The sequence below is a fragment of the Nocardiopsis sp. EMB25 genome (assembly GCF_026797795.1).
Classification (GTDB): Bacteria; Actinomycetota; Actinomycetes; order Streptosporangiales; family Streptosporangiaceae; genus Nocardiopsis; species Nocardiopsis lucentensis.
This window is the reverse complement of the sequence record NZ_JAMTDN010000001.1, coordinates 3,643,026-3,669,023: the sequence shown is the minus strand read 5'-3', so window position 1 is coordinate 3,669,023 and position 25,998 is coordinate 3,643,026. Positions and strand designations below refer to the sequence as shown.

The window sequence follows — 25,998 nt, the reverse complement described above, 5'->3', positions numbered from 1 at the left end:
GGGGAACACCGTCAGGGCGTGACCGCGGCCTGGCTCCCCGCCGCCGGGGGCTGCCCGCTGGTCGTGCGGATCCGCCGCGCCGTGCCTCTCAGGTCGGCGGCCTCGGCACCGCGACCGGCGCGGTCGCGCAGCTCGGCCAGCTGTTCGACGGCCCGGGCCCTCAGGAGCGCGTAACCGTGCCTGTCGGCCACCGCCGCGGCCTGTTCGGCGAACCAGGTGGCGCGCTCGTCCCGCCCCAGGCGGGCGCAGGCCGCGGCCCGGCCGATCAGCGCATCGATCGAGTGCCAGTGCAGTCCGTCCCGCACCTGGTGCTGGAGCGAGTCGGTGAACAGCGCGTCGGCGTCGGCGTACCGACCGGCCGACAGCTCGGCGCGCCCCCGGGCGTTGAGCGCGGCCGTCACCGCCCACGGCGTCCCGGACACCTCGGCCGCCCGCATCGCCCGCCCGGCGTGGGCGCGGGCCGCGTCCGGGTCGTCGACGTCGCACAGAACCTGGGCCAGCCCGGCGAGGGCGATCGCCCTCGACACGGGGTTACCGGTCCGCTCGGCGACCGACAGCGCCTCCCGGGCGTCCCGCCAGGCCGTGTTCGGGTCACCCATGCAGCGGCGGTTCCAGCTCATCTCGCACAGGAACCGGTGGAGCAGCGTCTCCGCCCCGGTCTCGCGGCACAGCTCGATCGCCCGGGCGAGCTTCTGGTGCCCCTCCTCCAGCCGTCCCATCCAGCCGAGGACCGCCCCCAGGTGCCCCAATCCGGACGCCGACCCGGTCCGCCATCCGATCTCCTCCGCAGTCCGCCACGCGTGTTCGAGCAGCGGAGCCGCCCCGGTGAGATCGCCCTGGTGGACACCGGCCCTGGCCAGCCCGAGCAGGGCGCGGGTACGGGTCTGGTCCGCCCCGGTCCGACGGGGCGAATCGAGCGCCGCGGTGAAGGACTCCACCGCCTGACTGGTCGGTCCGAACCGCAGGTGGGCCTCGCCCAGGAGCACCCGCATGGCGGCCTCCGCGTCCGGGTCCCCGCACCTTCGCGCGCAGTCGAGCCCGGCCCGCGCCGTCGCCAGCCACTCGCCGTGCGCACCGCCATCCCAGACGAACGCGGCCAGGGAGCGGACGAGCCGCACCACCTCCTCCGGTCGGCCGTGCTCACGGGCGTGGGCGACGGTCGCGGTGATGTTCCCGCCCTCGTCCCACAGGTGGGGGTCGGACCGGTCGACCGCGTCCTGGTAGTGGGTCAGCAGCCGGTGCGCGACGGACTCCCTCTCCCGGTCCGAGGCGAGCTCGGCGGCGTGGGCGCGCACCAGGCCGTGGAGGTGGTACCGGTCGCCGGGGTCGCGTTCGACGAGGTGGTGGGCGCTCAGTTCCCGGAGCAGCTGCGCGGCCCGGTCCGGGGACAGGCCGGCGACGGCGGCCGCGGTGCGGCGCGTGACCGATCGCAGGGGGACCGTTCCCAGGAGCCGGAGGAGTCGGGCCCCCTCCGCGTGCAGCGATCGGTAGGTGCCGGAGAACGTCGCGGCCACGCTGCCCGAACCGTCGTCCCCACTGAGGAAGGAGAACCGGTCGGCGCCCTGGAGGGCGTTCAGCGCCTCGGCGACCTCCCAGGCCCCGGTGCTGATATTGGCGGCGGCGAGTCGCAGCGCCAGTGGAAGGTGCCCGCAGCGGTCGCCGAACTCCGCCTCGGCCTCCGGCCGCGCGGCCAGCGCGTCGGTACCGATGACGGCCCGCAGCAGTTGGATCGAGGACTCCTGGCTCAGCACGTCGAGGTGGACACGCCGCGCCCCGTGCCGCGCCACGAGTCCGGTCAGGTCGCGGCGGCCGGTCACCAGGACCACGCTGCCCCGGCCGCCGGGCAGCAACGGCGTGACCTGTTCGGTGGTCGCGGTGTCGTCGAGCAGCAGGAGGAGCCGCCGGTCGGCGGTCATCGACCGGTAGAGCCTGGTCAGACCCTCGACGTCGACGGGCAGGAACCGGTGGTCGGCGCCCAGGCTGTGCAGCAGGTGGCGGAGCGCGTCGCGGGGGTGGACGGCCTGTCCTCCCGACCCGCGCAGGTCAACGTGGAGTTGGCCGCCGGGGAAGCGGTCCCGGACGGTGTGGCTCCAGCGCACTGCCAGGGCGCTCTTGCCCACTCCCGCGATCCCGGTGACGAACACGATCGCGTTCGCGTCGCGGGAGCCCTCCAGGACCGCGTCCAGTTCCTCCAGTTCGGCCGTCCGGCCCACGAAGTCGGGGATGTCGTGGGGGAGTTCGGCGGGACGGACCGGGGGCGCCGCGGCGGTCGGTGCCGTGGACGGCGTGGTCGGTGCCGTGTCCCGCTCGGAGGCCGTCTCACCGCGCAGCAGCCGTTGGTGGAGGCGCCGCAGCCGCGGACCCGGTTCGATCCCCAGCTCCTCCACGAGTCGTTCGCGCAGTTCGGTGTAGACCTCCAGGGCCTCCGGAATCCTGCCGCAGCTCTGGAGGGCGGACATGAGCTGTTCGGCGACCGCCTCCCGGGCGGGGTGGAGGGAGAGTGTCCGGCGCAGCCCGGCGATGGCTTCGAAGTGGTGGCCGGTGGCGATCTGGAGGTCGTGGATCTCCTCCAGGGCCGACAGTCGCCGTTCCTCCAGCCATGGGCGGGCCGAGTCGGCCAGTGGTGCCGTGACACCGCCCAGGGGCGGATCCGACCACAGGGACACGGCCGTTCGCAGCGCGGCGAGCGCGGCGTCGTGGCGCTCGGCGGCGCGGTCGGAGCGGGCCCGGGCCAGCAGCCGCTCGAACTCACCGAGGTCGGTCGACGCGGGGTCGACCGCGATCTCGTAGCCGGAGGGGCGCCGGACGATGGTCTCCGGGCCGAGGAGAGCGCGCAGTTTGTGCACGTGGACCTGGAGCTGGCCGCGGGCGCTGCGCGGCGGATCGCAGTCCCAGAGCAGGTCGATGAGCCGGTCGTCGCCGACCACGGAGTTGGGCTGGAGGAGGAGCGCCGCCAGAACGGTGGCGCGCTTCGGGCCGCCGACATGGAGGGGTTCGCCGTTCTGGACCACCTCGACCGGTCCGAGCAGCCGAAACCGCATGCTGCTCCGGTCAGCCCGCACGTGTACCCCCATTTATCAATAAATGAGTAATTTACATCGCGCGAAAGCCTATCCGGTAGGGGCGGGGCGGCCGTCCGCACGGGAGTGCGGGGCCGCCCCTCGTCCTCAGCCGCAGAACGCCCAGCTGCCGAGGCCACCGGCGTAGCGCTGCCCGTCGGTGTCCTCGATGATGCCCGTGAACTGGACGCATTTTCCCGCGGCGGGGGCGGCCACCGCGGCGTAGTGTTGGTAGTTCCCGATCTCCACGGGGTGGTAGTGGTCTCCCTCGATGGCGAGTTCCGCCACGGTGTAGGAGGCGTACCCGTGGGTGCGGCCGGACTTGAGGGTCACCACGCAGTTCTCCCCCTCGGCCGAGTTCCACAACAGGTTGACCGTGCCGATCTGCGTGTGGCCCGCGCCCAGGATCCGGGCGCTGTCCAGGATGGTCGCCGATCCCTTCGTCCAGGCGCACCCCGACTCGGCGAACGCGATCGAGGTCAGGCTGGTGTGCGCGGAGGCCGGTGCGGTCACGGTGGCGAGTACGGCCGTGGTCAGGACGGTGAGGAGCGCGCCCAGGCGCAGTGATCTCCGGAGGAGGTGCTTCATGGGAACCCTTGTTCGATACGGCGGAGGCTGTCGACGGCCAGCGTGCCCCCGGCCGCTTTCCTTCCGCTTGTCCTCCGGTTGCCGCGTGGGCCTCGTCCGCCGCGCCTTCGCCTTGCGTTCGCCGGGCGGTGGCCGGATCGGGCCACGAGGAGCCCGGAACCGGCCCCGGGAGAACCGGTCAGCGCGGGGCGTCGTCGTCGACGACCACCACCTCGTAGAAGATCCCCGTCATGTTGGGGTAGTAGAGCATGCCGTCGGCGTCCGTCATCTTCCACACGACGCGGCATCGGCCGGGTTCGGTGCCGGCGGTGACGGCGACGCTGATCACGGCCGGTTCCCTGGGCTCGGTGTCGGGAACGGGGACCCGCTCGTCGGAGGTGCAGCTCCCCTCGCCACCGCTCTGCCGGGACATGTACCGGTCCCGCCACGGGATCAGCCCCGTGTTGGTCAGCTGCCAGGTCTTGATGAACTCCTCACCCGGGCTCACCGGGGTGCCGTCGGGGATGGTGATGTCCACGTCGAAGCGCGAGGCGTCCCCGGGGATCGGGCGGATGGTCTCCACCGCCGCCGGTTCGGCGGGTTCCGTCGGGGAGGGAGAGAGCCGCGTGTCGGAGGGTTCGGTGTCCCCGAAGCCGGTGAACTGCGTGACCGCCAGGGTGAGGGCGGATCCGGCGACGGCGCCGACCGTCGTGTGGGCCCACCCGGGAAGGCGGGGCCGCCGTCTCCGCGGAGGGACCGGGGCCGGGGCCGACGGCCTCTCCTCGGCCGGTCCGGTCCCGGCCGCGGAGGAGCGCTCGGCCGGGGGAGTGGGGTGTTCGGCCGGTGCCGCGGGGGGACCGGCGGGCTGTGCGGCCGTCTCGTGCTGTTCGCTCAGGATCCGCCGGTGCAGCTCCTGGACCTCCGGTTGGGGGTCGCACCCCAGTTCCTCGGCGAGCCGTCGGCGCAGCCGCTCGTAGGCGTCCAGCGCCTCCGCGGACCGTCCGGAGGCGTGCAGCAGACGGATGAGCCCGCCGTGCAGCGACTCCCGCAGGGGGTGGAGCCCGGTCTGCTCGGCCAGCTCCGCGATGAGGGTGGGCTCGGGACGGCCGTCCCGTAAGGACAGGTCGGCGTACAGCTCCAGGGCGGTGAGGCGCAGTTCGCGCGCCCGCTCCCGCTCGGCGACGATACAGGGTGTGTCCGGGACGTCGGCGAACGGCTCGTCCCGCCACAGCGCCAGCGCGTCGGCCAGCAGATTCCGGCCGTCCGGTGCGTCCGGGGCCAGGCGGACCGCCTCCCGCAGTCGGGTCAGGTCCGCCGGAGCGGACGCGAGGAGGTACCCGCCCGAGTCCGTCCGCACGGTCTCCACGGTCTCCTCGGAACCGCCGAGGTCGCGCAGCGTCGCGCGCAGTCGGGAGGCGCGCACCTGCACGGCGTTGACGGGGTTGGCGGGCGGTTGCCGCGGCCAGAGCGCGTCGGCCAGGTGTGCCGTGGAGACCTGCCCGCCCGCGTGGGCCAGCAGTTCGCCCAGGAAGAGACGGTCCTTGGCGGCACGTGGGGCGACCGACGCGTCGCCGTTGGTGATCCGGAGGGGGCCGAGTACGAGGAAGTCCACGCCGAGGATCCTCCCATAAGAGGGTGAAAGGTCCTCGGCGTGGACGGTGTCAGCGCCTTCTGTGTCTACTCGATGAACCGGACCACGGTGGACATGGGCGGCCCGTGGGGCCCGTCGACCTGAGACACGCGGATGCTGTTGGCGTCACGCGGCCACGACGCCTCGATCATCTCGTTGTCGCCGATGTAGATCGCCACGTGTGTGGTCGAGGAGGGCCCGCCTCCCCAGAAGAGCAGGTCGCCGGGCTTGCGCTGGCCGTAGGGGACGCGCCGTGCGGAGCTGTGGTTGTACTGCGCTCCCGTGTGCCAGCCGATGTCGAGGCCCGCGCCCGCGTAGAAGGCGTACAGCGTCAGCCCGGAGCAGTCGAACCCGAGCCGGTTGTAGTCGTTCCAGCCGCTGGGGCTGGGCGAGCTGATGCCGCAGGACGCACCGCCGTAACCGCCGGCGCCCCAGGAGTAGCTGTAGCCCTGGCCGATCTGCGCCCGCGCCACGTCGATCACCCGCTGGATCCGCTCCTCCGGGGTGCCCGACGTCGACCCGCGCGGCCCGCTGGTGTTGCGGCCGTGCCCCATGCTGCAGTCGCCGGGCTCGGGGGCCGTGCCGCCGTCCGGGTCGGTGGGCACGTCGTCGTCGCAGCGGGGCATCCCGGAGATGAAGCCGTCGGTGCCGGTGTAGACGTAGCGGTCGGTGACCCACAGGTCGTCGGAGGTCTTGTCCCAGATGTAGGACCCGTAGGCGCTCTCACCGTAGGCCTGGCAGACGATGTCGATCGTGCTGCCCTCGGGGTAGGTCTTGACCTCTGTGGCCGACGTCATCTTGGCGTCCCGTCCGGCCAGGTCCACCTTGGCCGTGTAGCCGCCCCCACTCGGGCTGCTGTCGCCGTCGTCGGAGTCGCAGCGCGGCATGTCGGGGTGGAAGCCGTCGTAGCCGGTGTAGAGGTAGTGGTCGACCACCCACAGGCTGTCGGTGGTCTTGTTCCAGATGTCGGAGCCGTAGGCCTCCTCACCCCGGGCCTGGCAGACGATGTCGATCATCATTCCGCTGGGGTAGGTGATGACCTCGGTGGCCGAGGTGGTCTTGGCGTCCCGTCCGGCCAGGTCGGTCTTGGCGCGGAAGCTGTGGGCGCCGTTGGTCTCCTCGTCGCAGCGCGGCACGTCGGGGTGGAAGCCGTCGTAGCCGGTGTAGAGGTAGTGGTCGACCACCCACAGGTCGTCGGTGGTCTTGTTCCAGATGTTGGAGCCGTAGGCGTTCTCGCCGGTGGTCTGGCAGACGATCTGGACGGTCGAGCCACCCGCGTAGGTCTTGACCTCGGTGGCCGAGGTGGTCCTGGCGTCCCGTCCGGCCAGGTCGGTCTTGGCGGTGAAGCCCCGTGAGCCGAACGAGCCGTCGTCGCAGCGCGGCACCTCGGGGTGGAAGGTGTAGTACCCCGTGTAGAGGTAGTAGTCGGTGACCCACAGGTCGTCGGTGGTCTTGTTCCAGATGTTGGAGCCGTAGGCGTTCTCGCCGGTGGTCTGGCAGACGATCTGGACCGTCGACCCCGCCGGGTAGGTCCTGATCTCGGTGCCCGACAGGCTCCGGCCGTTGCGGCCCGCCAGGTCGGTCTTGGCGGTGAAGCCGAACGAGTCGGGGATCCCGTCCTCGCACCGGGGGACGTCGGGGTGGAAGCCACTGTACCCGGTGTCGACGTAGTGGTCCGCGACATAGACGTTCTCGGTGGTCTTGTCCCAGACCGTGGAGCCGTACGCCTCACCTCCGGTGGTCTGGCAGACCACGGTGACGGTCTCCCCCTGGCGGTACATGTTCTCCTCGACGGTGCGTCCGTCGAGGTAGGGCGTGCTGCGGCCGTTCAGGTCCGCCAGCGCGGTGAAGTTGTGGCCGTCCTGACCGGTGTCCGAGCACCGGGGCATGTCGGGGTGGAAGCCGTCGTAGCCGGTGTAGAGGTAGTGGTCGACCACCCACAGGTCGTCGGTGGTCCTGTTCCAGACGTCGGAGCCGTAGGCGAGCTCGCCGCGGTCCTGGCAGACGATCTGGACCGTCGACCCGGCTGGGTAGGTCTTGACCTCGGTGGCCGAGGTGCTCTTGGCGTCCCGTCCGGCCAGGTCGGTCTTGGCGGTGAAGCCAGTGGCGGCCTCGGCGGGGGCCGGTAGCGTGGTGGTCAGCGCGAAGGCGGCCGTGAACGCGGCCAGCACCGACAGCACCCGGAGGAGGTGTCGTCGGAGTCCGTCAGTGATGTCCCCCGCGCGGTCGGGGAGTCTCGCTTTTCTGAACATGCCCGACAGGATTCGCGAACGCCCTGTACCGACCCTGAACCGCTGGTGCAGCCGGGGTGCAGTCGCCGTGCAGCGAGGACCGAGGGGGCCAGGGCTGACCAGCGCGTCCGCGCCGTCTACTCGATGAACCGGACCACGGTGGACATGGGCGGTCCGTGGGGCCCGCCCACCCGCGACACGCGGATGCTGTCGGCGTCACGCGGCCACGACGCCTCGATCATCTCGTTGTCGCCGACGTAGATCGCCACGTGTGTGGTCGGGGAGGGACCGCCTCCCCAGAAGAGCAGGTCACCGGGCTTGCGCTGGCCGTAGGGGACCCGCCGCGCGCAGCTGTGACCGTACTGCGCCTCCGGGTGGGCGCCGATGTCGATGCCCGCGCCCTTCCAGAAGGCGTACAGCGTCAGTCCCGCACTGTCGAAGCCGAGGACGTCGTGGTCGTAGTGGCCGTCGGGGCTGGGGGAGCTGATGCCGTGGGAGGCACCTCCATAGCCTCCGGCGCCCCAGGAGTAGCTGAAGCCCCGGCCGGTCTGGGCCCGCGCCGTGGCGATGACCCGCCGGACGCGCTCCTCCGGGGTACCCGAGGTCGACCCGGGTGGGCCGCCGATACGGCCGTGCCCCACACCGCGCGCACGGGGCCCGGGGGCCGCCCCGCCGCCCCGGCCGACGGCCGAGCGCGGAGCCGCTCCGGAAACGTCGTCGGTGTCGGTGGGCAGGGAGGAACCAGCGGCCCGGAGGCGGTCGGTCGCCCTCACCCAGACGGCGGAGCCATGGGCCTCATCGCTTCGCGCGTGGTGGACGACGTCGATCGTGTCGCCCTCGAGACGCGCCGGAGGTCGTGTTTTGCGCACCATGTCCGTCAGGGTCCGGTAACTGGCTGTATCGACCCTGAAACCTCGGTGCAGTGGGCGCGCAGCGGGGGTGCAGGCGGGCCACGCGCACCCGGACGACCAGCTGGTGCGCGGGCCGCGCACCTGTCCCGCGCACCCCACCCGCCGTGCGGGCCCGCGCCTGCCGTGCGGACCCCGCCCTCCGGCCACGTCCGCCGTCGGGGCCCGAGCCCGTCCCCCGGATCCGGATCAGCGGGACCGCTCCAGCGCGCGCAGTGATCCGTCCCGCATCTCCAGCACCCGGGTGGCCGCGCCGAGGTGCTCGGTGTCATGGGTGACCAGAAGGGTGGCCACGTCGAACGTCCGAGTGGCCTCGGCGAGCAGGTCCATGATCCGCGCGCCCCGTTCGTGGTCCAGCGCCGCCGTCGGCTCGTCCACCAGCAGGACGCTCGGCCGCCCGACGAGCGCCCGCGCGATGTTCACCCGCTGGCGCTCTCCCCCCGACAGCTGGTGCGGGCGCCGGTGCTCCTTGCCCGACAGCCCGACGGCGGCCAGGGTCTCCAGTGCGGCGGCGCGCGACCGGCGGGGCGGCCGTCCACGCATGTGGTCGGTTACCTGGAGCTGTTCGACGGCGGTGAGCGACCCCAGCAGGTTCGGCTGCTGGAACACGATCCCCACCTCCCGCAGCCGCAGCGCCGCCAGCTCGCGGGGCCGCAGCCCGAGCGTGTCGGCGCCGCCCACGGACACCGCGCCCGAGTCGGGGCGGACCAGGGTGGCGGCCACCGCCAGCAGGCTCGACTTGCCCGACCCGGAGGGGCCCACCACGGCGGCCAGCTCGCCGGGGGCCACCCGGACCGACACCCGGTCCAGGGCGGTCACCACCCCGTCGCCGTCGGGGAAGGTCAGGGTCACGTCGTGCAGTTCCAGGCTCATCGGACGCCTCCCAGGGCGGTCAACGGGTCGACGGAGGTGACGCGGCGGACGGCCAGGACCGCGCCGATCATGCCCAGCGCGACCATCGCGCCCACGGGCAGGAGGGTGGTGGCCGGGTTCAGCTCGAAGGGCACCGCCGACGCGGCCGCCGCGCCCAGCGCCGCGCCCGCGGCGCCGCCGAGGGCGGCACCCGAGACGAGGACGACGATCGCCTGGGCGAGTGCGTCGCGCAGCAGGTAGCGGGTGGAGCCGCCGAGCGCCTTGAGGATCGCGACGTCTCCGGCGCGCTGGATCGTCCACACGGTCAGGAACGCCCCGACCACGAGCGCGGAGATCGCGTACAGGAAGCCCTGCATGGCCACGAGGGATCCGTTCTCGGAGGAGAACGAGCCGATCGCGGTCAGGCTGTCGTCGCGGGTGACCGACACCGTTCCCGCGCGGTCGTCGGCCGTGGCCGCGGCGTCCGGGGAGTCGACCCCGGCGGCGATCACGTTCGCGACCGGCGCGTCGGGGGCCTCGCCCCGGTCGGTGCGCGGATCCAGGTCCCGCCAGGTGTCGATGTCGGCCCACACCACGGGCAGGTGGCTGTGGTGGCCGGTGTCGGCGACGTCGGCCACGGTCAGGTCGGTCCCGGCGACGGTGAGGGTGGCACCGGCTTCGAGCCCGTACTCGTCGGCGAGGTCCCGCCCGACGACCACGCCGTCGGCGACGCCCTCCGGTGCGAGGTGCCCGCCCGCCGGGGCGGCCAGCAGCGCCACCGCCGAGGACGCGCCACCGCTGAATTCGGCGCGGGTGGTGGCCAGGGCCAGGGGTTCGGCCCACTCCACGCCGCCGGTGCCGCGCCAGGCGTCGAGCTGGGCCTCGGTGACGGTGCTGTCGGCGTAGGACTCCTCGGGTGCGTCGTCTCCGGAGGTCCCGAAGGCGACGTGGCTGGCGGACAGGCCGCGAACGGCCGAGGTGGACTGGTCGGCCAGTCCCGCCGTGAGCCCGGACAGCAGGACGACCAGCAGGGTGATGAGCGCGACGACCGCGCCCATGAGGGCGAACCGTCCCCGTGCGAAGCGGATGTCACGAAGGGCGACGAACACGGCGGCCCTCCTTCCTGGGAACACGTGGTTGGTGCATGCCCCCAAGACTCCTCCGGGCCGGGGCCCGGCCACATCGCCCGAAGGGAGCGCCCTCGTCGGGGCCGGGGTGGAGCCGCAGCTCCATCGTTCGGTTGATGCGGAGCGGACCGGATACGCCGTACGCTGCGATGATGCGGTACGGCGAAGGACGGGCCACCGGGCTGCCCGAGGTCACGACGGTGCTGCGCGCCCTGCGGCTGCTGCTGCACGCGTGCTTTTTGCTGCTGCTCGGGTTGGGCCTGGTCCGCTACCTCCTGCCGGGCCCGGACGCCGTGGTGCCCGGCCACCCGCTGTGGACCCGGTGGGCGGTCGTGGCCGGCGCGCTGCTGCTCGCCGCCGTCTACTGCCTGGGCGCCCGGGCCGCCCGGCACGACGTGCGGCGCGGCCGCTCCCTGGGCTGGCTGGCCGCGGTGACGGCGCTGTGGGCGCTGCTGTCCCTGGCCGCCCCGGGTTTCGTGTGGCTGGCCTTCCCCCTGTTCTTCCTCCACCTGCACCTGCTGCGCGGAACGCACGGGGTGGTGGCCGTGGCCGTCATCACCGCCGCCGCGATCGGCGGCCAGGCCCTGCACGCCGGGGACGTCACCGCCGGGACGGTCCTGGGGCCGATCCTCGGCGCGGCGTTCGCCGTGGCGATCGCCGTGGGCTACGCGTCCCTGTACCGCGAGAGCGAACGGCGGCGCGAGCTGATCGACACGCTGACCCGGACCCGCGACGCGCTCGCCGAGACCCAGCGGCGCGCCGGGGTGCTCGACGAACGCGAGCGCCTGGCCCGCGAAATCCACGACACCCTCGCGCAGGGCCTGTCCAGTATCGTCCTGCTGCTGCGCGCCGCCGAGAACGCCCTGCCCGACGCGCCCGACCTGGCGGCGGCGAGGGTCGTGGAGGCCCGGGAGAGCGCGTCGGCCAACCTCGCCGAGGCACGGCGGTTCGTCCGCGACCTGGCACCGCCCTCCCTCGCCGGCGGCGACCTGCCCGAGGCCCTGCGCCGCCTGTGCGCACGGGTCGGCCGGGCCGAGGGGATCGACTGCCGCCTGCGCCTGGACGGGACGCCGACCGCCCTGCCGCCCGGATACGAGGTGGCGCTGCTGCGCGCGGCGCAGGCCAGCCTGGCCAACGTCGCCGCGCACGCCCGGGCCCGGACGGCCGTGGTCACGCTCGGCTACCTGGAGGGGGAGGTCACCCTGGACGTGTTCGACGACGGAGTCGGCTTCGCCCCGGACTCCACGTCGAGCCGGGGCGACGGCACCGGGTTCGGCCTCGTGGGGCTCCGGGAGCGGATCGCGCTGCTCGGCGGGCGGCTCGACGTGGAGTCCGCGCCCGGCCAGGGGACCGCGGTCGCCGTCCGTCTGCCGCTGACCCGGGAGGAGTCCCCGTGACCGAGGCCCCGCTGCGCATCCTGCTCGTGGACGACCACCCGGTCGTGCGCCACGGGCTCACGGCGATGTTCGCCGACCGGCCCGACATGGAGGTGGTGGCCGAGGCGGCCGACGGGCGGGCGGCACTGGACGTGTTGGCCGCCGGGACGGGCGTGGACGTGGTCCTCATGGACCTGCGGATGGGGGCGGGCATGGACGGGGTCACCGCGATCCGCCGGATCACCGCGCTCGACGCCCCGCCGCCCGTGCTCGTGCTGACCACCTACGACACCGACGCCGACATCCTGGCCGCGGTCGAGGCCGGGGCGACCGGCTACATGCTCAAGGACGCCCCGCCCGACCAGCTGTGCGAGGCCGTGCACGCGGCCGCGCGCGGACAGACGGCGTTGGCGCCCGGCGTCGCCAACCGGCTCATGGCCCGGCTGCGTTCGCCGAGTCCGGCGCTGAGCGCGCGCGAACTGGAGATCCTGGGACTGCTCGCGCGGGGGCTGTCCAACCGGGCGATCTCGCGGGAGCTGTTCATCAGCGAGGCGACGGTCAAGACCCACCTGGTGCACGTGTTCGACAAGCTCGGCGTGGACAACCGGACCGCCGCGATCACCACCGCGATCCAGCGCGGACTGATCCGGGTGGAGTGAGCCGCGGGTCCGTGCCCGCACCGGCGATGGAGGATACGGTGCGTGGTGTGTCGACTACGCAATCACCCGGCGGTGGCCGGGGTCCCGGTCTGGTCTCCCTGGCGGTCTTCGTCGGCGCCGCCTACGCGGTGGCGGTCCTGGGGTCCCTCGCCGCGTCGGACGCCGGTGCCGTGTACGCGTCGTTGGAACGGCCGGGGTGGGCGCCGCCGTCATGGCTGTTCGCCCCGGTGTGGACGGTTCTCTACGGGATGATCGGCGTGGCGGCCTGGCTGGCCTGGCGGCGGACGGGACGGGACGCGCGCACCGCGTTGGTGTGGTGGTGGGTGCAACTCGGGCTGAACGCGGCGTGGACTCCGCTGTTCTTCGGCCTGCGGCAGTACGGTCTGGCTTTCCTCGATATCTGTCTGCTGCTCGTCGCCCTGGTCATCACGGTCGTCGCCTTCTGGTGCCTGCGCCGGGTTTGCGCCCTGCTGCTCGTTCCCTACCTCCTCTGGGTGGCGTTCGCTTCGGCGCTCAACCTGAACATCTGGCTGAACAACGCCTGAGTCTCCGTCCGGCCCGGTCAACGATTCCGGGAGCGGTCGGTCGAATTGTCGGTGATATTGGAAATGGTGGCAATTCTTCCGACGCCTTTTCCTGTGACATTGCCCTAGGGTGGATTCGATCGCCGCGGGACATCGCGGTTCCCAAGCGCCGAACACGGGGGAAATGACGATGAGGGTCCTGGTCACGGGAGGCGCCGGATACATCGGCAGCGTCGTCACCGCTCGGCTCGTCGACGCGGGCCACCGGGTCACCGTGCTCGACGACCTGTCGACCGGGCACGCCGACGCCGTCCACCCCGGGGCGCACCTCGTGCGCGGCACCGTGCGCGACCGCGCGGCCGAGGTCCTCGCCGAGGGCCAGGACGCGGTCCTGCACTTCGCGGCCCGCTCGATCGTCTCCGAGTCGGTCGCCCGCCCCGACCGCTACTGGAGCGGCAACGTGGGTACCTCGCTCGCGCTGTTGGAGGCGATCCGCGCGACCGGCACCGGGCGGCTGGTGTTCTCCTCGACCGCCGCCGTCTACGGGGAACCGGAGACGACCCCGATCACCGAGGACGCGCCGGTCCGTCCCACCAACCCGTACGGCGCCACCAAGGCCGCCGTCGACGCCGCCCTGACCGAGCACGCCCGCCTGCACGGGACCGCGGCGGTCAGTCTGCGGTACTTCAACGTCGCCGGGGCCGACCGGGGACGGGGCGAGCGGCACACGGTCGAGACGCACCTGATCCCGACCGTGCTGTCCGTGGCCTCGGGCGGGCGGGAGTCGGTGTCGGTCTTCGGTGACGACTATCCGACCCCCGACGGCACGTGCGTGCGCGACTACATCCACGTCGCCGACCTGGCCCGGGCGCATCTGCTGGCCCTGGAGCACGCTCGTCCCGGCACGCACGAGGTCCTCAACCTGGGCAACGGCGCGGGCTTCTCCGTCCAGCGTGTGCTCGACGTCTGCCGCGAGGTCACCGGACACCCGATCCCGGCCGTGCCCGCCGCCCGTCGGCCCGGCGACCCCGCCGTCCTGGTGGCCTCCGCCGAGCGCGCCGCGCGTGTGCTCGACTGGCGCCCGGAGCGCCCCGGCCTGCATGACATCGTCGCCGACGCCTGGGCCTTCGCCCGGACGGTCGCGCCCGCCGCCGTCTGAGGACCACCCGCCCCGGTCAGGGGTGCCGGTCGAGGAAGGCGCGCACCACTGCCCGCCACGCGTCGGGGGCCTCCGCGGCGACGAGGTGGCCGGACTCGACCTCCGCGAACTCGGCTCCGGGGATCCCCGCGGCCAGTTCACGTGACAACGCGGGAGGGGCGAGCCGGTCCAGGGCGGCGGCCACGACCAGGGTCGGCACCGAGATCCCCGGGAGGTCGGCCGTGGTGTCGGCCCGCTCGACCAGGTCGACGTGTTCGGGGGCGCCCTCGGGGACGAACCCGGCCAGCTCGGACACCGCCTTCTCCAGCTCCTCCGTGCTCAGCGCCGCCAGGGCCGGTTCACCCATGGCCACGAGGGTGAGGAACCGGGCGAGCGTCCTCCGGTCGCCCTTGAGCAGCTCCCGCCACACCTGGACGGCCAGCCGCATCCGGTGGTCCGGCCGGGCGAATCCGGCGGTGAGGACCAGCCCGGTCACCCGCTCGGGGTGCCGGGTCGCGGCGCGGACGCCGATGGCGGTGCCCATCGAGTAACCGAGGACGGTGAACCGCTCGACCCCGGCCGCGGCGGCGGTCTCCACCAGGGTGTCGGCCATGGTGTCCAGGTCCAGGGGAGTCGCCGAACGCGGGGTGCCGCCGGTTCCGGGCAGGTCGGGGGCGACCACGGTGTGCGTGCGGGTGAGGTCGTCGAGGAGGGGTCCGAAGTTGGCCTCGATCCCGCCCCCGCCGCCGTGCGCGAGGACGAGACCGGGACCGGAACCCTTGACCGTCAGGACCGGGTCAGTCCGGCCAACCACCCGCGTATGCCAGAAACCACCCCGCCTGTCGTACCCGTCCGCTAGGGTCTGTGCTGGTTCGAGAGGAGGTGTTCGATGCTGGTCGGCCGCAGGTATGTCGCGTACCTGACTCCGGAGCAGGAGGTTCAGGCCCAGGGGTTCGGTGACGCGTGCCGGTGGGTGTGGAACGCCGCCCTGGAACAGCGCCGGGAGGCGAACCGGTGGTGGAAGCGGCTTGGTAAAGCCTGGACCCACCCCTACCCCGGGTTCACGGCCCAGGCCCGCCAACTGTCCGGGGTGCGCGCTGAGGCCGACTGGCTGGCGGCCGCACCCTCGCACGTCCTCCAGCAGACACTCAAAGACCTGGACACGGCCTGCCGCACGCACGGCACCAACGCGGTCCGGTGGCGGTCCAAGGGTCGGTGGCACCCTTCGTTCCGGTTCCCCGACCCGAAACAGATCACCGTGGAGAAGGTCAACCGCCGGTGGGGGCGGGTCAAGCTCCCCAAACTCGGGTGGGTCCGGTTCCGCCGCCCTCGTGGTCTGGGCGGTCAGGTCAGGAACGTCACCGTGTCCTACCGGTCGGGGGCCTGGCACGTCACCTTCTGTGTCGAGGACGGCCGTGGTGAAGCCCAACCCAACGGCAGACCCGACGTCGGCGTGGACCGGGGCGTGGTCGTGGCGGCCGCCACCTCCGACGGGCGGTTGCACGACCGGGCGTTCACCACCCTCAAGGAGGAAGAGCGCCTGGTACGGCTTCAACGGGCTAGGGCCCGGCGGGTGAAGGGGTCGGCGAACTGGCGGCGCGCCAAGGCCGCGATCGCCCGCATCCATGCCCGGCGCGCGAACCGGCGGGCGGACTTCAACGCCAAACTCGCCCACCACCTGACCCGCCGTCACGGGATGGTGGTGCTGGAGGAGTTGAGGGTCGTCGACATGACCCGCTCGGCCAGGGGCACCGTTGAACGACCGGGCACGAACGTCGCCCAAAAACGTGGGTTGAACCGGGCGATCCTGGCCAAGGGGTGGGGGGACCTCGCTCGACGGTGTGAGTACAAGGCCAAAGTGAACGGATCATCCCTGGTCCGTGTCAACCCCGCGTTCACGTCGCAGGGGTGCAACCGGTGCGGGGAGGTGGACGCGAAGTCCCGCGAGAGTCAAGCGGTCTTCGCGTGTACCTCCTGCGGACACACCGAGCACGCCGACGTGCACGCGGCCACGAACGTTCTTGATCGCGGCAGGACAACAGGGCCCTGAGCCCAGTGCCGTGTCAGCCTGCGGAGACCTCTCGAAGAAGTCGGTGAAGCAGGAACCAGCTCGCGCCGTGAGGCGCGTCGCGCCACCCTCCCGTGAGGGGCGGTCGGAATCCCGGTCCTTTCGGGGCCGGGAGGAAGTCAAATCGGTGTGAAGGTCAAGCGTGAGGCGGGTCACGACGTGTTGATCGGGGAGTTGTCGGAGCGGACCGGGGTGAGCCGCCGCCTGCTGCGGTACTACGAGGAGCAGGGACTGCTCGACTCCGCGCGCTCACCGAACGGGTACCGGGTCTACGACCCCGACTCCGTGCGCGTCGTCCACCACATTCGGGCGCTCCTGGACATGGGGCTGAGCACCGGGGTCATCGCCTCCGTCCTGCCGTGCGCGCGGGGCGAGGCGGACGAGCCGTTGGACCTGGAGATGTGCCCGGACCTGCTGGCCACCATCCGTCGCGAACTGGCCGACCTGGACGCCCGGATCGAGCGCCTCCAGAGCCACCGCGGCGCCCTGGCCTCGCATGTGGCCTGACGCCCGGTCGCGCGCGGGACGGTCAGCCGTCCGGGGCCGCGGGGCGTACCCGCACCAGTTGGCTCAGCGCCGCCAGCACCGGCAACTCCAACAGGGGGCCCGCGATCAGGGCGACCGCGATGAGCGGTCGGTCGGGAAAGGCGGCGACGGCCACCGCCAGGGCGACGGGTGAGTTCCGGGCGACCGTCGTCATGGTGAGCGTGACCCGCTGGTCGGCGGGCAGTCGGAGGCCGCGGGAGGCCAGCAGCGCGGCCAGGGGCGCGACCACGAAGAACACCGCCAACGGGGGCAGCAGGGCGACCAGCTCCCCCGCGTGCTCGGCGACCGTGCGCGCCTGCCACGCGAACATCGCCAGCACGGCGGTGTACAGCAGTGGCAGGACCGCCCGGTTCGCCCAGCCCATGAGCACCTGGTCCCGCCAGAGCGGGCCCTTCCACCATCGCGCCGTCCGGCGCAGAAGCACCGCCGCCGCCAGGGGAAGCAGCAGGACCAGGAGCACCGCCTCGACCAGGGTGCGGGTGCCCACCATCGCCGCCTCGCCGCCCAGGAGCACCACGTACACCGGCAGCAGGACGAGCTGGAGGACGAGGTTGACCGGTAGCAGCGCGGTGGCCGCACCCATGTGCCCCCGGGCCAGGCCGGTGAAGACCAGGTACCAGTCCGTGCAGGGCGTGACCAGCAGCAACAGCAGCCCGATCCGCAGGTCGGGGCTGCCGCCGAGCAGCCCCGCCCCCAGCGCCCACGCCAGGAGCGGCGTGAACACGAAGTTGAGCACCAGGCTCGCCGCGACCACCCGCCCGGTCTCCCGGACGGCACGGACCTGCCCCGCGTCGACCTGGGTGAACACCGCCACCAGGAGGAGGACCAGCGCGGGCAGGACCACGTGGCCCGCGGCGGCGCCGACGGGCCACAGGAACCCGGTCACCAGCCCGGCGAGCGCCGCGGCGGCCACGAACACGCTCTGGAACCTCTCGGACGTGGACACGGGACCTCTCAGCGACGGAAGCGGGTGAGTGACCCCACGTTAGGCCACGTCACGATGGCCGTTCCGTCAGGCCCAGACCCCGGTGCGCGCGGCACGGCGGGCGTAGTCGGCGAAGTCCCCCGCCGGACGGCCCAGAACCCGCCCCACGTCCTCGGTCGGCTCGGTGTTGCGTCCGTCCAGGGTCCCCTGGAAGATCTCCACCAGACCCTGGGCGAGCTCGGCGGGGAGGCCCTCCGCCACCGCTCCCCCGACGTACTCCTGCGGTGTGATCGACCGGTGTTCCACGGTCCGTCCGGACGCCTCGGACAGGACCGCCGCGGCCTCCGTGAAGGTCAGCGACCGGGGCCCGGTCAGGTCGTAGGTCCGTCCGGCGTGTCCGTCCCCGGTCAGCGCCGTCACGGCGACCTCGGCGAGGTCGTCCAGGTCGATGAAGGGTTCGGCGACGTCCGGAACCGGCAGGAGCGTGGTCCCCGCGCGGACCTGCTCGGTGAGGAAGGACTCGGAGAAGTTCTGCGCGAAGTACGAGGACCGCGCCAGGGTCGTGGCCGGGAACGCCTCGCGGACCGCGTGTTCGGCGGCGAGGGCGCCGTCCTCCCCGCGCCCGGACAGGAGCACCGCCCTGCGCACTCCGCGCTCGGCGGCCCGGGCGGCGAAGGCGGCGACGGTCTCGGCCGCCCCGGGAAAGGCGAGGTCGGGGTGGTAGCAGAGGTAGACGCCCGTGACCCCCTCCAGCACCGGGTCCCAGGTGCCGGTGTCGTGCCACTCGAAGGGCGGTGTGCCCGACCGGGACCCGACGCGCGTGTCGACGCCGCGCTGCTCGAGGAGGTCGGTGACACGGCGCCCGGTCATGCCGGTGCCGCCGGTGACAAGAATGCGTTCGTGTGTCGTCATGCGTTCAGTACAGCAGCGCCGATTCAGATGAAACATGGTTCAGATACTGGATCACATAAGAGATCGTCTGATCCGGCGTAGGGTGGGCTCATGGATCCCCTCACCCACCTCCTGGACGGCCCCCGAGCCCGGGGCGCCTGCACGCTGCGCACGGTGATGAGTCCGCCCTGGGCGGTCGAGGTCCGCGACGGCGCCGCGCTGGCCCTCGTCGTGGTGACCTCGGGGCGGATCCGCGTGACCAGCGTCCACGGGCAGGCCGTACTGGCCCCCGGCGACCTGCTCCTGATGCGCGGCCCCGACCCGTACGTCGTCTCGGACTCCGCCGCGAGCGCACCAGCGCCCACCATCACCATTCTTCCCGGCCAGCGCTGCGTGTCCGCCGAGGGGGAGGAGGTCCACCTGACCATGAACCACGGTGTCGGGACCTGGGGCAACGACCCCGATGGTGAGGACACGGCGGTCATGGGCGCCTACGAGGACGACAGCGAGGTCGGCCGACTCGCCCTGACCGCGCTGCCGCCCATGACCGTCCTGCCGGGTGGGCGGGTCGACCCGGCGCTCGTGGACCTGCTGAGCCGCGAGATCACCTCCGGCCGGGTGGCCCAGGCCAGTCTCACCGACCGGCTCCTGGACTCCCTCCTCGTCATGGCCGTGCGCGCGTGGCTGGAGGAGGACTGCGACCGCGTCCCCAACTGGCTGTGCGGGCAGAGCGACCCGGTGGTCGCGCGCGCCCTGGAGCTGATCCACGAACGCGCCGCCGACCCGTGGACCCTGGAGGCGCTGGCCCGGGCCTGCTCCGTCTCCCGCGCCACCCTGGCCGCGCGCTTCCAGCGGGCCGTGGGCGCACCGCCCATGACCTACCTGCGCACCTGGCGGCTGACCACCGCCTCCGACCTGCTCACCGCCGAACCGGACCTGAGCCTGGAGGCGGTCGCGGCGCGGGTCGGCTACGGCAGCGCGTTCGCGTTCAGCACGGCCTTTCGCAGGTACACCGGGGTCAGCCCGTCCCGGTACCGGTCGCGGTCGAGAGCCGAACCGGTGCCGTCCTGACCATGTGGGCCCGGGCCGTCGGGCCGCCCGTCAGGACGGTCCGGTGGTCGTTCGCGCCGCTTCGACGGCCGTTCGTGACCGCAGCCGCCGCAGCATCCGGGCATCCTGGAAGCCGACCGCCCGCGCCGCCGCCTCCACGGTCTCCCCGGCGCCGATCAGGTGCTCCGCGCGCTCCAGCCGCAGCGCCTGCTGGTACCGCAGCGGTGTCAGCCCGGTCGCCGACGTGAACGCGCGGGTCAGCGTACGCTCGCTCACCCCCGCCGCCGCGGCCAGCTCCGCCAGCCGCAGCGGCGACCGGTACCGCGCGTCGATGGCGTCCTGGACCCGGTGTACGACGTCCACCACGTGCCCCCGGTGCCGCAGCATGGCGCTGGCCTGCGGCTCGTCACCGTTGCGGCGCGCGTAGACCACCATCTGCCGCGCCACCGAGGCCGCGGCCGAGGGCCCGTGCCGCACGGTGACCAGGTGCAGGGCGAGATCGATACCGCTGGCGATCCCCGCGGAGGTGACCACACCGCCGTCGGCCACGTACAGCACGTCGGGCACCACCCGTGCCCGGGGATGGCTCCGGGCCAGCAGCGCCTGGAGTTCGTGGTGGGTGGTGCAGCGCCGACCGTCGAGCAGACCGGCCTCGGCCAGGGCGAAGGCCCCCGAGCACACGCTCGCCACGGTGCCGCCCGCCGCGTGGTGGGCGGCCAGGGCACGCGCCTGGTCGTCGGTCAACACGCGGCGCACGGCGGCGTCGCCGGTGTACCAGCCCGGGACCAGGACCAGGTCGCGCGGTTCCAGCTCGGGCCAGGAGGTCTCGGCGCGCAGGGCCACGCCCTGGGCGGTGGGGACGTCCGTGTGCTCGGCCACGTACCGGGTCCGGTACTCCAGCCCCAGCAGGGACACGGCGGTGGAGAACACCTGCGCCGGGCCCGCGAGATCGAGCAGGTGCAGGCCCGGCGTGAGGAGGAAGACGACAGTGGTCACGATCCGGTCAGTGTAGTCGCTCCCTCGGTGATCTCGGCGACCGTGCGCACCTCGGCGAAGCGGCCCGAGAGCGCGTACACCGTCCGCTGGACGATCGCCTCGGGGAGCAGTGTGGCGGGGTCGGCGAGGACCTCCTCCAGCGAGCGGCCGGTCGGCGAGCCGGGGGCCTCGATCGGCTCGGTGGCGGTGGCGTCCACCGCGAAGGTCACCCGGTAGCCGAGGTCGGAGGCGACCCGGGCGGTGGTCTCGCAGCACTGCTCGGTGCGCACGCCGCAGACCGTGACCTCGTCCACGCCGCGCTCGGTCAGGTATCCGTGCAGGTCGGCTCCGGTCATCGCGTTGTGCACGGTCTTCGTGCGCACCGGTTCGCCGTCCCGGGGCACGAGCCCGTCCATGAGCTCGACGAAGCCGCGCTCGGGGTCGAAGACGGTGCCGGTGCCGGGCTCGGAGTGCAGGACCCAGACCACCTGGTCGCCCCGCTGGCGGGCGTGGTCGACCAGGACGGCGATCCGGTCGGCGACGTCCGGGTCGGAGGCGGCCGTCCAGCTCTCGCGCTGGAGGAAGGACTTCTGGGCGTCGATGACGAGGAGTGCGTGTGCCATGCGTCGATCGTGGCAGGGCCGCACCGGTCCGCGGCAGACACGATCGCGCCGGGGGACGGACCGATCCGGTCACAGTTCGCGGAGCCAGTTCTGGCCGACGAGCCCCTCTCCGAACATGGTGTGCGGCTCCTCGTCGACCAGGGTGAACCCGGCGGCCTCGTAGATGCGCCGCGCCGAACCCAGGACGCTGTTGGTCCACAGGGACACGCGCTCGTAGCCCGACGCGCGCGCCCACTCCACGCACCGGTCCACCAGGCGGGCCCCGACCCCGTGTCCGCGCGCGCTCGGCAGGACCAGCAGGACGCGCAGCTTGGCGGTGCCCTCGTCGTCGCCGGGGACGCAGAACACGCAGCCCGCGCGCTCGCCGCCGACCTCGGCGATCCAGGCGGCGCCCGTCTTCGGGTCGTAGTCGGCGGCGATGCGCGCGACCAGGGCCTCGAAGTCGTGGCCCCAGCCGTACTGCTCGGCGTAGGCCTCTCCGTGCGCCATGACGACCCAGCCGAGGTCTCCGGGGCGGCCGAGGGGGCGGATCTCGCTGTCCATGGGTACTCCAGATAACTGACACGAGTGTTTCAGTGGCTTTAGTCTAGGTCCGTGAACAGCACATCCTCAACCTCCTCGCCGCGTCAGACGGAGCTGCTGGAGGCCGCCTACCGGTACGCGCTGGAACACGGGCTGGCCGACCTGTCGCTGCGCCCGCTCGCCGCCGCCGTCGGTTCCAGTCCCCGGGTGCTCCTCTACCTCTTCGGGAGCAAGGACGGCCTGATCCGCGCGCTGCTGGAGCGCGCGCGGGCCGACGAACTGGACATGCTGGAGCGCGTGCGCGCCGCCGACCTGTCCGGGGCGGCGCTGGGTGTGTGGGAGTGGCTGGCGACGGAGGAGCACCGCGCGCTGCTCACCCTGTGGGCCGAGGGGTACGCGCGCTCCCTCGTCGACCCCACCGGGCCGTGGGCGGAGTTCGCCGAGGCCACCGTCCGGGATTGGCTGACCCTGCTGGCCAGCGCTCAACCGGAGGACGAGCGCGCCACACCGCTCGGCGAGGCCCGTCGCACGCGGGCGCTCGCCGTGCTGCGCGGAGCCCTGCTCGACCTGCTCGCCACCGGTGACACCGACCGCGTCGGCGCCGCAGTGCAGGGGTACTTCGCGGCGCCCGACGATGACGCGGGGGACCCCGCCCCGGGGGTCAGTCCAGGCGCTTCTTGAAGCCGACGTGCGAGGGGACGTAGCCCAGCCGCTCGTAGAAGCGGTGCGCGTCCTCGCGCGTGGCGTCCGAGGTCAGCTGGACCAGCGCGCATCCGCGTCGGCGGGCCTCCGCCTCGGCCCAGGTCATGAGGTCGGCCCCGACCCCGTCGCCGCGTTCGTCGGCGTGCACCCGCACCGCCTCGATCTGGGCGCGGCTCGCCCCGCCCCGGGACAGGCCGGGGATGAAGGAGAGCTGGAAGGTGGCGACCACCCGGTCGCCGCGGCGGCCGACCACGAGCAGTTCGCCCGGGTCGTCGTCGATGGCCTCGAACGCGGCGAGGTAGGGGGTCAGGTCGGCCGCGTTCTCGCGGATCGCCCCCAGTCGGTCGTCGGCGATCAGAGCGACGATCGCCGGGACGTCCTCGGCGCGGGCGGGGGTGAAGGTGACGGGTTCGGCCACGGGATCTCCTCGACTCGGATGCGGCAAACGTAGCCAATCACCCGATGACACGCGGTTTGGGGGTGGTGCCGTCACCGCACGCCGGGGCGCTCCCTCGGACGTCGGCGGATCCGGTCACAGCAGCAGGTCGGCCACCTCACGCAGGTCGGCCGCCACCACCGTCGCCTCCGCCAGCTCCTCGGGAGTGTGGCCGGAGGCCACGGCGATGACCGGCATCCCCGCGCTCCGGCCCGCCCGCACACCCGACGGGGAGTCCTCCACCACCACGCAGCGCTCGGGCGCGGTCCCCGTCCGCTCGGCCCCCAGCAGGTACGGGGCCGGGTGCGGCTTGCCCTCCGTCACGTGGTCGGCGGTCACCATGACCTCGGGGAACGGCAGCCCGGCCGCCTCCAGGCGGGCGTGCGCGATCAGGTCGCCGCCGGAGGTCACGATCGCCCAGGGGCGGCGCCGTTCGTCGAGCGCGGCGATCAGCTCGCGGGCGTGCGGCATCGCGCTGACGTCCTCCGCCCGCGCCACCTCGTGGGCCTGGATTCGGTGCGCCTCCGACTCCGGGTCCAGATGCGGGGCGACGAGGCGGACGAGATCGAGGTCGGTGCGGCCCGCGTGGTACCGCAGGACTTCGTCCACGTCCAGACCACGCTCCCCGGCCCAGGCGGTGAGGCCCCGGACGATGCTCTTCCCGGAGTCGGCCAGGACCCCGTCCAGGTCGAACAGGACGGTCGCCTCGGCGTAGTCGCTCACTGTGCCCCCGATCGGTCGGTGTGTTCCCGCCGCACGCTACCGCCAGGAGGGCAGCGTCAGCTCGGTGAGGACGCCCCGATGATCGCTGCCGTCCACATCGAGCACCTCGAACGCACGGACTCCGATCATCGTGTCCACCAGCACGTGGTCGATGGCGACCCGCGGCAGTGGCCCGTCGGCGGGCCAGGTTCCGGTCAGGCCCTCTCCGTGGACCCGCGCGGCGTCGGCGTAGCCCGAGTCCAGGACCGCGCGCATCGGAGCGTGGTCGAGGGTGGCGTTGAAGTCCCCAGCCAGGATCCTGAGCGCCTCGGCGTCGTTGTCCGGGAGCGAGGCCAGGCCCGCCCGCCAGAGGGGGAGGCTCTCCGCCGAGTGCGGTGGCACCGGGTGCACCGACACCACCTCCACCGGGGGCGGCCTCGAGCCATACCTCGCTTCCTTCTCCACGTACTCGGGCACCTCGAAGCTCACGTGCGCCATGTGGAACCCGCCGACCTCCCGGCCCGGGTCACCCCGGTCGGTCAGCGGAAAGGCCGAGTGGACGCTGCTGCCGTACGGGCCGGGGGCGGAGTGGTCGACCGCGTACGGCAGCGCCGTGTCCAGACCCGCCGCCTCCAGACCGTCCACCATCTCCGGGGTGACCTCCTGGAGGGCCAGGACGTCCACCTCGCGGTCGCGGACGAGTTCCACCACGTCGGCCGCGGCCACGCCACCGCCCAGGACGTTCAGCGTCAGGAGTCGTACCGTCGTGTCGCCCGACGAGCTGACCCCGAAGTCGACCGCGCGCGGCAGCACCGACACCGCCAGTACGAGCACGGCCGTGGCCAGCACCGCCAGCGGGACCCACCGGCGGAGCAGTCCGACGACGAGCTCGGCCGCGGCCCCGACCACCAGCACGTACGGGGTGAAGGCCATCAGGGGCACCAGCGGGTAGCCCCGCTCCCAGCCGAATGCCCTGACGAGCGCGAACAGGGCGAAGGCGGTCACCGCCGCCCAGACGACCACGGTCACGGCCGGGTTCCGTCGTCGGCCCGTATGCTCGCGCGCGCGGTCCGGCTCCGCACTCCGCGCCCTCCAGCCGATCATCGGCCCGACCCCCTCCGCGCCCCCGGGAAACGTTCTCGCCCATGGGACCACGGGACGCGGTCGATGGTTCGCGTCCGCACCGCCGCGGGCCGCGTGCGGTGTCTCCGGTCACGTGGTCCGCGGCACGCCGCGACCGGACCCCCGCCCTGAGCGTCGGTTCCGCCCGCCGGCCGGCGCTCCCATAGGAAAATCTATGCCCACCTTGGGCATTTCTATTGGTAGCGCGATGATCGCCAGGTCTACTGTGTGCGGGTGCGCGCGCTGATCGCGTGCCACGCACCACCCGGCCACAGGTAAGAGGAAGCACCATGTCCGTCACCAGCAGGGAAGTCCACCTCGTCGCGCGTCCCGTCGGAGAGCCGAAGCCCGGGGACTTCGCCCTGGTCGAGAGCTCCGTCGCCGACCCCGGCCCCGGTCAGGTCCTGGTCCGCAACGACTGGATGTCCGTCGACCCGTACATGCGCGGCCGGATGAACGACACCGAGTCCTACGTGTCGCCCTTCCGGCTCGGCGAGGTGATGGAGGGCGGGGCCGTCGGTACCGTGGCGGCCTCGGGCAGCGACGCCGTCCCGGTCGGCGCCACCGTCCTGCACATGGGCGGCTGGCGCGAGTACGCGCTGCTGGACGCGGACGCGGTGCGCGTGGTCGACGCCGACCAGGCGCCCGCGGAGGCCTACCTGGGCGTTCTGGGCATGGTCGGCCTCACCGCCTACGCGGGCCTGACCCGGATCGCCCCGGTCAAGGAGGGCGACGTCGTGTTCGTCTCGGGCGCGGCGGGCGCGGTCGGCAGCCTCGCCGGTCAGATCGCGCGCCAGCTCGGCGCCTCCAGGGTCATCGGCTCGGCGGGCGGCCCGGAGAAGGGGCGCCGCCTGCTGGAGGAGTTCGGCTACGACGCGGCGATCGACTACCGCGAGGGCGACCTGGAGGGCCAGCTCGCCGAGGCGGCCCCGGACGGGATCGACGTCTACTTCGACAACGTCGGCGGGGACCACCTGCGCGCGGCGATCGGCGCGATGCGCACCCACGGGCGGATCGCGCTGTGCGGGGCCATCTCCATGTACAACGCGACCGAGCCGGTGCCCGGACCGGACAACCTCTTCCTCGCGGTGGGCAAGCGGCTCACCCTGCGCGGGTTCATCGTCGGCGACCACTTCGACCTGTTCGGGGAGTACGCCCAGCGCGCCGCGACCTGGCTGGCCGAGGGTTCCCTGAGGGCGGAGCAGACCGTCGTCGGCGGGATCGACCACGCGGTCGACGCCTTCCTCGACATGATGCGCGGAGCCAACACCGGCAAGATGCTGGTGCGTCTGGGATCCTGAGAGCCCGGCCGGGGCCCGCGCCGCGGACTTCGCGGCGCGGGCCCCGGCGCCACCGAGCATCAGC

General features: G+C 73.0%; 25 protein-coding genes. 9 read left to right on the top strand and 16 right to left on the bottom strand.

Annotated elements, in window-relative coordinates; translation table 11 throughout:
• Nucleotides 1-11: 11 nt before the first annotated feature.
• From KIK06_RS15820 to KIK06_RS15790, 7 genes are all read right to left on the bottom strand, one after another.
• Nucleotides 12-3,041, bottom strand: coding sequence for an AfsR/SARP family transcriptional regulator (locus KIK06_RS15820; protein WP_268643786.1), 3,030 nt, complete (start codon nucleotides 3,039-3,041; stop codon nucleotides 12-14).
• Between the two features lie 126 nt (nucleotides 3,042-3,167).
• Entirely contained in the window at nucleotides 3,168-3,647 is a 480-nt protein-coding gene (locus KIK06_RS15815) for a hypothetical protein (protein ID WP_268643785.1), read from the bottom strand.
• A 178-nt stretch (nucleotides 3,648-3,825) separates the two neighbouring features.
• The gene (locus KIK06_RS15810; protein WP_268643783.1) at nucleotides 3,826-5,238 is read right to left on the bottom strand and encodes a BTAD domain-containing putative transcriptional regulator; all 1,413 of its coding nucleotides are present in this window, start codon (nucleotides 5,236-5,238) and stop codon (nucleotides 3,826-3,828) included.
• Nucleotides 5,239-5,303: 65 nt separating this feature from the next.
• Complete coding sequence (locus tag KIK06_RS15805; protein WP_268643782.1) at nucleotides 5,304-7,508, bottom strand: C40 family peptidase; 2,205 nt, start codon at nucleotides 7,506-7,508, stop codon at nucleotides 5,304-5,306.
• A 116-nt stretch (nucleotides 7,509-7,624) separates the two neighbouring features.
• Nucleotides 7,625-8,359, bottom strand: coding sequence for a C40 family peptidase (locus tag KIK06_RS15800; RefSeq protein ID WP_268643781.1), 735 nt, complete (start codon nucleotides 8,357-8,359; stop codon nucleotides 7,625-7,627).
• A gap of 225 nt (nucleotides 8,360-8,584) precedes the next feature.
• The gene (locus KIK06_RS15795) at nucleotides 8,585-9,268 is read right to left on the bottom strand and encodes an ABC transporter ATP-binding protein (protein ID WP_268643780.1); all 684 of its coding nucleotides are present in this window, start codon (nucleotides 9,266-9,268) and stop codon (nucleotides 8,585-8,587) included.
• The gene (locus KIK06_RS15790) at nucleotides 9,265-10,356 is read right to left on the bottom strand and encodes an ABC transporter permease (RefSeq protein ID WP_268643779.1); all 1,092 of its coding nucleotides are present in this window, start codon (nucleotides 10,354-10,356) and stop codon (nucleotides 9,265-9,267) included. The genes KIK06_RS15795 and KIK06_RS15790 overlap by 4 nt, the downstream gene beginning before the upstream one ends.
• A gap of 170 nt (nucleotides 10,357-10,526) precedes the next feature.
• Between KIK06_RS15790 and KIK06_RS15785 the strand changes: the two genes are divergently transcribed.
• The 4 genes from KIK06_RS15785 (at nucleotide 10,527) to galE (ending at nucleotide 14,092) form a co-directional block, all read left to right on the top strand.
• Nucleotides 10,527-11,771: a sensor histidine kinase gene (locus tag KIK06_RS15785; protein WP_268643778.1), complete on the top strand. Its 1,245-nt coding sequence runs from the start codon at nucleotides 10,527-10,529 to the stop codon at nucleotides 11,769-11,771.
• Nucleotides 11,768-12,409 carry a response regulator gene (locus KIK06_RS15780; RefSeq protein WP_268643777.1) on the top strand — a complete coding sequence of 214 codons (642 nt, stop codon included), beginning with the start codon at nucleotides 11,768-11,770 and terminating at the stop codon, nucleotides 12,407-12,409. Before KIK06_RS15785 ends, KIK06_RS15780 begins: the two co-directional genes overlap by 4 nt.
• A 38-nt stretch (nucleotides 12,410-12,447) precedes the next feature.
• Nucleotides 12,448-12,954 carry a TspO/MBR family protein gene (locus KIK06_RS15775; RefSeq protein ID WP_268643776.1) on the top strand — a complete coding sequence of 169 codons (507 nt, stop codon included), beginning with the start codon at nucleotides 12,448-12,450 and terminating at the stop codon, nucleotides 12,952-12,954.
• 169 nt (nucleotides 12,955-13,123) lie between these two features.
• Complete coding sequence (galE, locus tag KIK06_RS15770) at nucleotides 13,124-14,092, top strand: UDP-glucose 4-epimerase GalE (protein WP_268646011.1); 969 nt, start codon at nucleotides 13,124-13,126, stop codon at nucleotides 14,090-14,092.
• 16 nt (nucleotides 14,093-14,108) lie between these two features.
• On the opposite strand, the gene KIK06_RS15765 is transcribed toward galE, so the two are convergent.
• The gene (locus KIK06_RS15765) at nucleotides 14,109-14,885 is read right to left on the bottom strand and encodes an alpha/beta fold hydrolase (protein ID WP_268643775.1); all 777 of its coding nucleotides are present in this window, start codon (nucleotides 14,883-14,885) and stop codon (nucleotides 14,109-14,111) included.
• Between the two features lie 75 nt (nucleotides 14,886-14,960).
• Here KIK06_RS15765 and KIK06_RS15760 point away from each other — a divergent pair, with 75 nt between their 5' ends.
• Entirely contained in the window at nucleotides 14,961-16,121 is a 1,161-nt protein-coding gene (locus tag KIK06_RS15760; protein WP_268642364.1) for an RNA-guided endonuclease InsQ/TnpB family protein, read from the top strand.
• Between the two features lie 177 nt (nucleotides 16,122-16,298).
• Nucleotides 16,299-16,646: a MerR family transcriptional regulator gene (locus KIK06_RS15755; protein WP_268646009.1), complete on the top strand. Its 348-nt coding sequence runs from the start codon at nucleotides 16,299-16,301 to the stop codon at nucleotides 16,644-16,646.
• A 22-nt stretch (nucleotides 16,647-16,668) separates the two neighbouring features.
• On the opposite strand, the gene KIK06_RS15750 is transcribed toward KIK06_RS15755, so the two are convergent.
• Together KIK06_RS15750 and KIK06_RS15745 are read right to left on the bottom strand one after the other, a co-directional pair.
• On the bottom strand, nucleotides 16,669-17,631 hold the full coding sequence (locus KIK06_RS15750) for an arsenic resistance protein (protein WP_268643774.1): 963 nt from the start codon (nucleotides 17,629-17,631) through the stop codon (nucleotides 16,669-16,671).
• 66 nt (nucleotides 17,632-17,697) lie between these two features.
• Nucleotides 17,698-18,522: an NmrA family transcriptional regulator gene (locus KIK06_RS15745; protein WP_268643773.1), complete on the bottom strand. Its 825-nt coding sequence runs from the start codon at nucleotides 18,520-18,522 to the stop codon at nucleotides 17,698-17,700.
• A 90-nt stretch (nucleotides 18,523-18,612) separates the two neighbouring features.
• Between KIK06_RS15745 and KIK06_RS15740 the strand changes: the two genes are divergently transcribed.
• A complete protein-coding gene (locus KIK06_RS15740; RefSeq protein ID WP_017599402.1) occupies nucleotides 18,613-19,572 on the top strand; it encodes an AraC family transcriptional regulator in 960 nt (319 codons plus the stop codon).
• Between the two features lie 30 nt (nucleotides 19,573-19,602).
• Here KIK06_RS15740 and KIK06_RS15735 read toward each other — a convergent pair whose 3' ends face one another.
• The 3 genes from KIK06_RS15735 to KIK06_RS15725 all read right to left on the bottom strand — a co-directional run bounded on the left by KIK06_RS15735 (nucleotide 19,603) and on the right by KIK06_RS15725 (nucleotide 21,692).
• Nucleotides 19,603-20,547 carry a GlxA family transcriptional regulator gene (locus KIK06_RS15735; protein WP_268643772.1) on the bottom strand — a complete coding sequence of 315 codons (945 nt, stop codon included), beginning with the start codon at nucleotides 20,545-20,547 and terminating at the stop codon, nucleotides 19,603-19,605.
• The gene (locus KIK06_RS15730) at nucleotides 20,544-21,149 is read right to left on the bottom strand and encodes an isochorismatase family protein (protein ID WP_268643771.1); all 606 of its coding nucleotides are present in this window, start codon (nucleotides 21,147-21,149) and stop codon (nucleotides 20,544-20,546) included. Before KIK06_RS15730 ends, KIK06_RS15735 begins: the two co-directional genes overlap by 4 nt.
• Before the next feature lie 69 nt (nucleotides 21,150-21,218).
• Nucleotides 21,219-21,692, bottom strand: a complete 474-nt coding sequence (locus tag KIK06_RS15725; RefSeq protein WP_268643770.1) for a GNAT family N-acetyltransferase — start codon at nucleotides 21,690-21,692, stop codon at nucleotides 21,219-21,221.
• Between the two features lie 51 nt (nucleotides 21,693-21,743).
• Here KIK06_RS15725 and KIK06_RS15720 point away from each other — a divergent pair, with 51 nt between their 5' ends.
• Nucleotides 21,744-22,352, top strand: coding sequence for a TetR/AcrR family transcriptional regulator (locus KIK06_RS15720; RefSeq protein ID WP_268643769.1), 609 nt, complete (start codon nucleotides 21,744-21,746; stop codon nucleotides 22,350-22,352).
• Here the strand turns inward: KIK06_RS15720 and KIK06_RS15715 are convergent.
• From KIK06_RS15715 to KIK06_RS15705, 3 genes are all read right to left on the bottom strand, one after another.
• Nucleotides 22,333-22,791 carry a GNAT family N-acetyltransferase gene (locus KIK06_RS15715; RefSeq protein ID WP_268643768.1) on the bottom strand — a complete coding sequence of 153 codons (459 nt, stop codon included), beginning with the start codon at nucleotides 22,789-22,791 and terminating at the stop codon, nucleotides 22,333-22,335. The two genes, KIK06_RS15720 and KIK06_RS15715, sit on opposite strands and share 20 nt — an antisense overlap.
• A 114-nt stretch (nucleotides 22,792-22,905) precedes the next feature.
• Entirely contained in the window at nucleotides 22,906-23,532 is a 627-nt protein-coding gene (locus KIK06_RS15710) for an HAD family hydrolase (RefSeq protein WP_268643767.1), read from the bottom strand.
• 36 nt (nucleotides 23,533-23,568) lie between these two features.
• A complete protein-coding gene (locus tag KIK06_RS15705) occupies nucleotides 23,569-24,540 on the bottom strand; it encodes an endonuclease/exonuclease/phosphatase family protein (protein WP_268643766.1) in 972 nt (323 codons plus the stop codon).
• A 383-nt stretch (nucleotides 24,541-24,923) separates the two neighbouring features.
• Between KIK06_RS15705 and KIK06_RS15700 the strand changes: the two genes are divergently transcribed.
• Complete coding sequence (locus tag KIK06_RS15700; protein WP_268643765.1) at nucleotides 24,924-25,934, top strand: NADP-dependent oxidoreductase; 1,011 nt, start codon at nucleotides 24,924-24,926, stop codon at nucleotides 25,932-25,934.
• Nucleotides 25,935-25,998 lie beyond the last annotated feature (64 nt).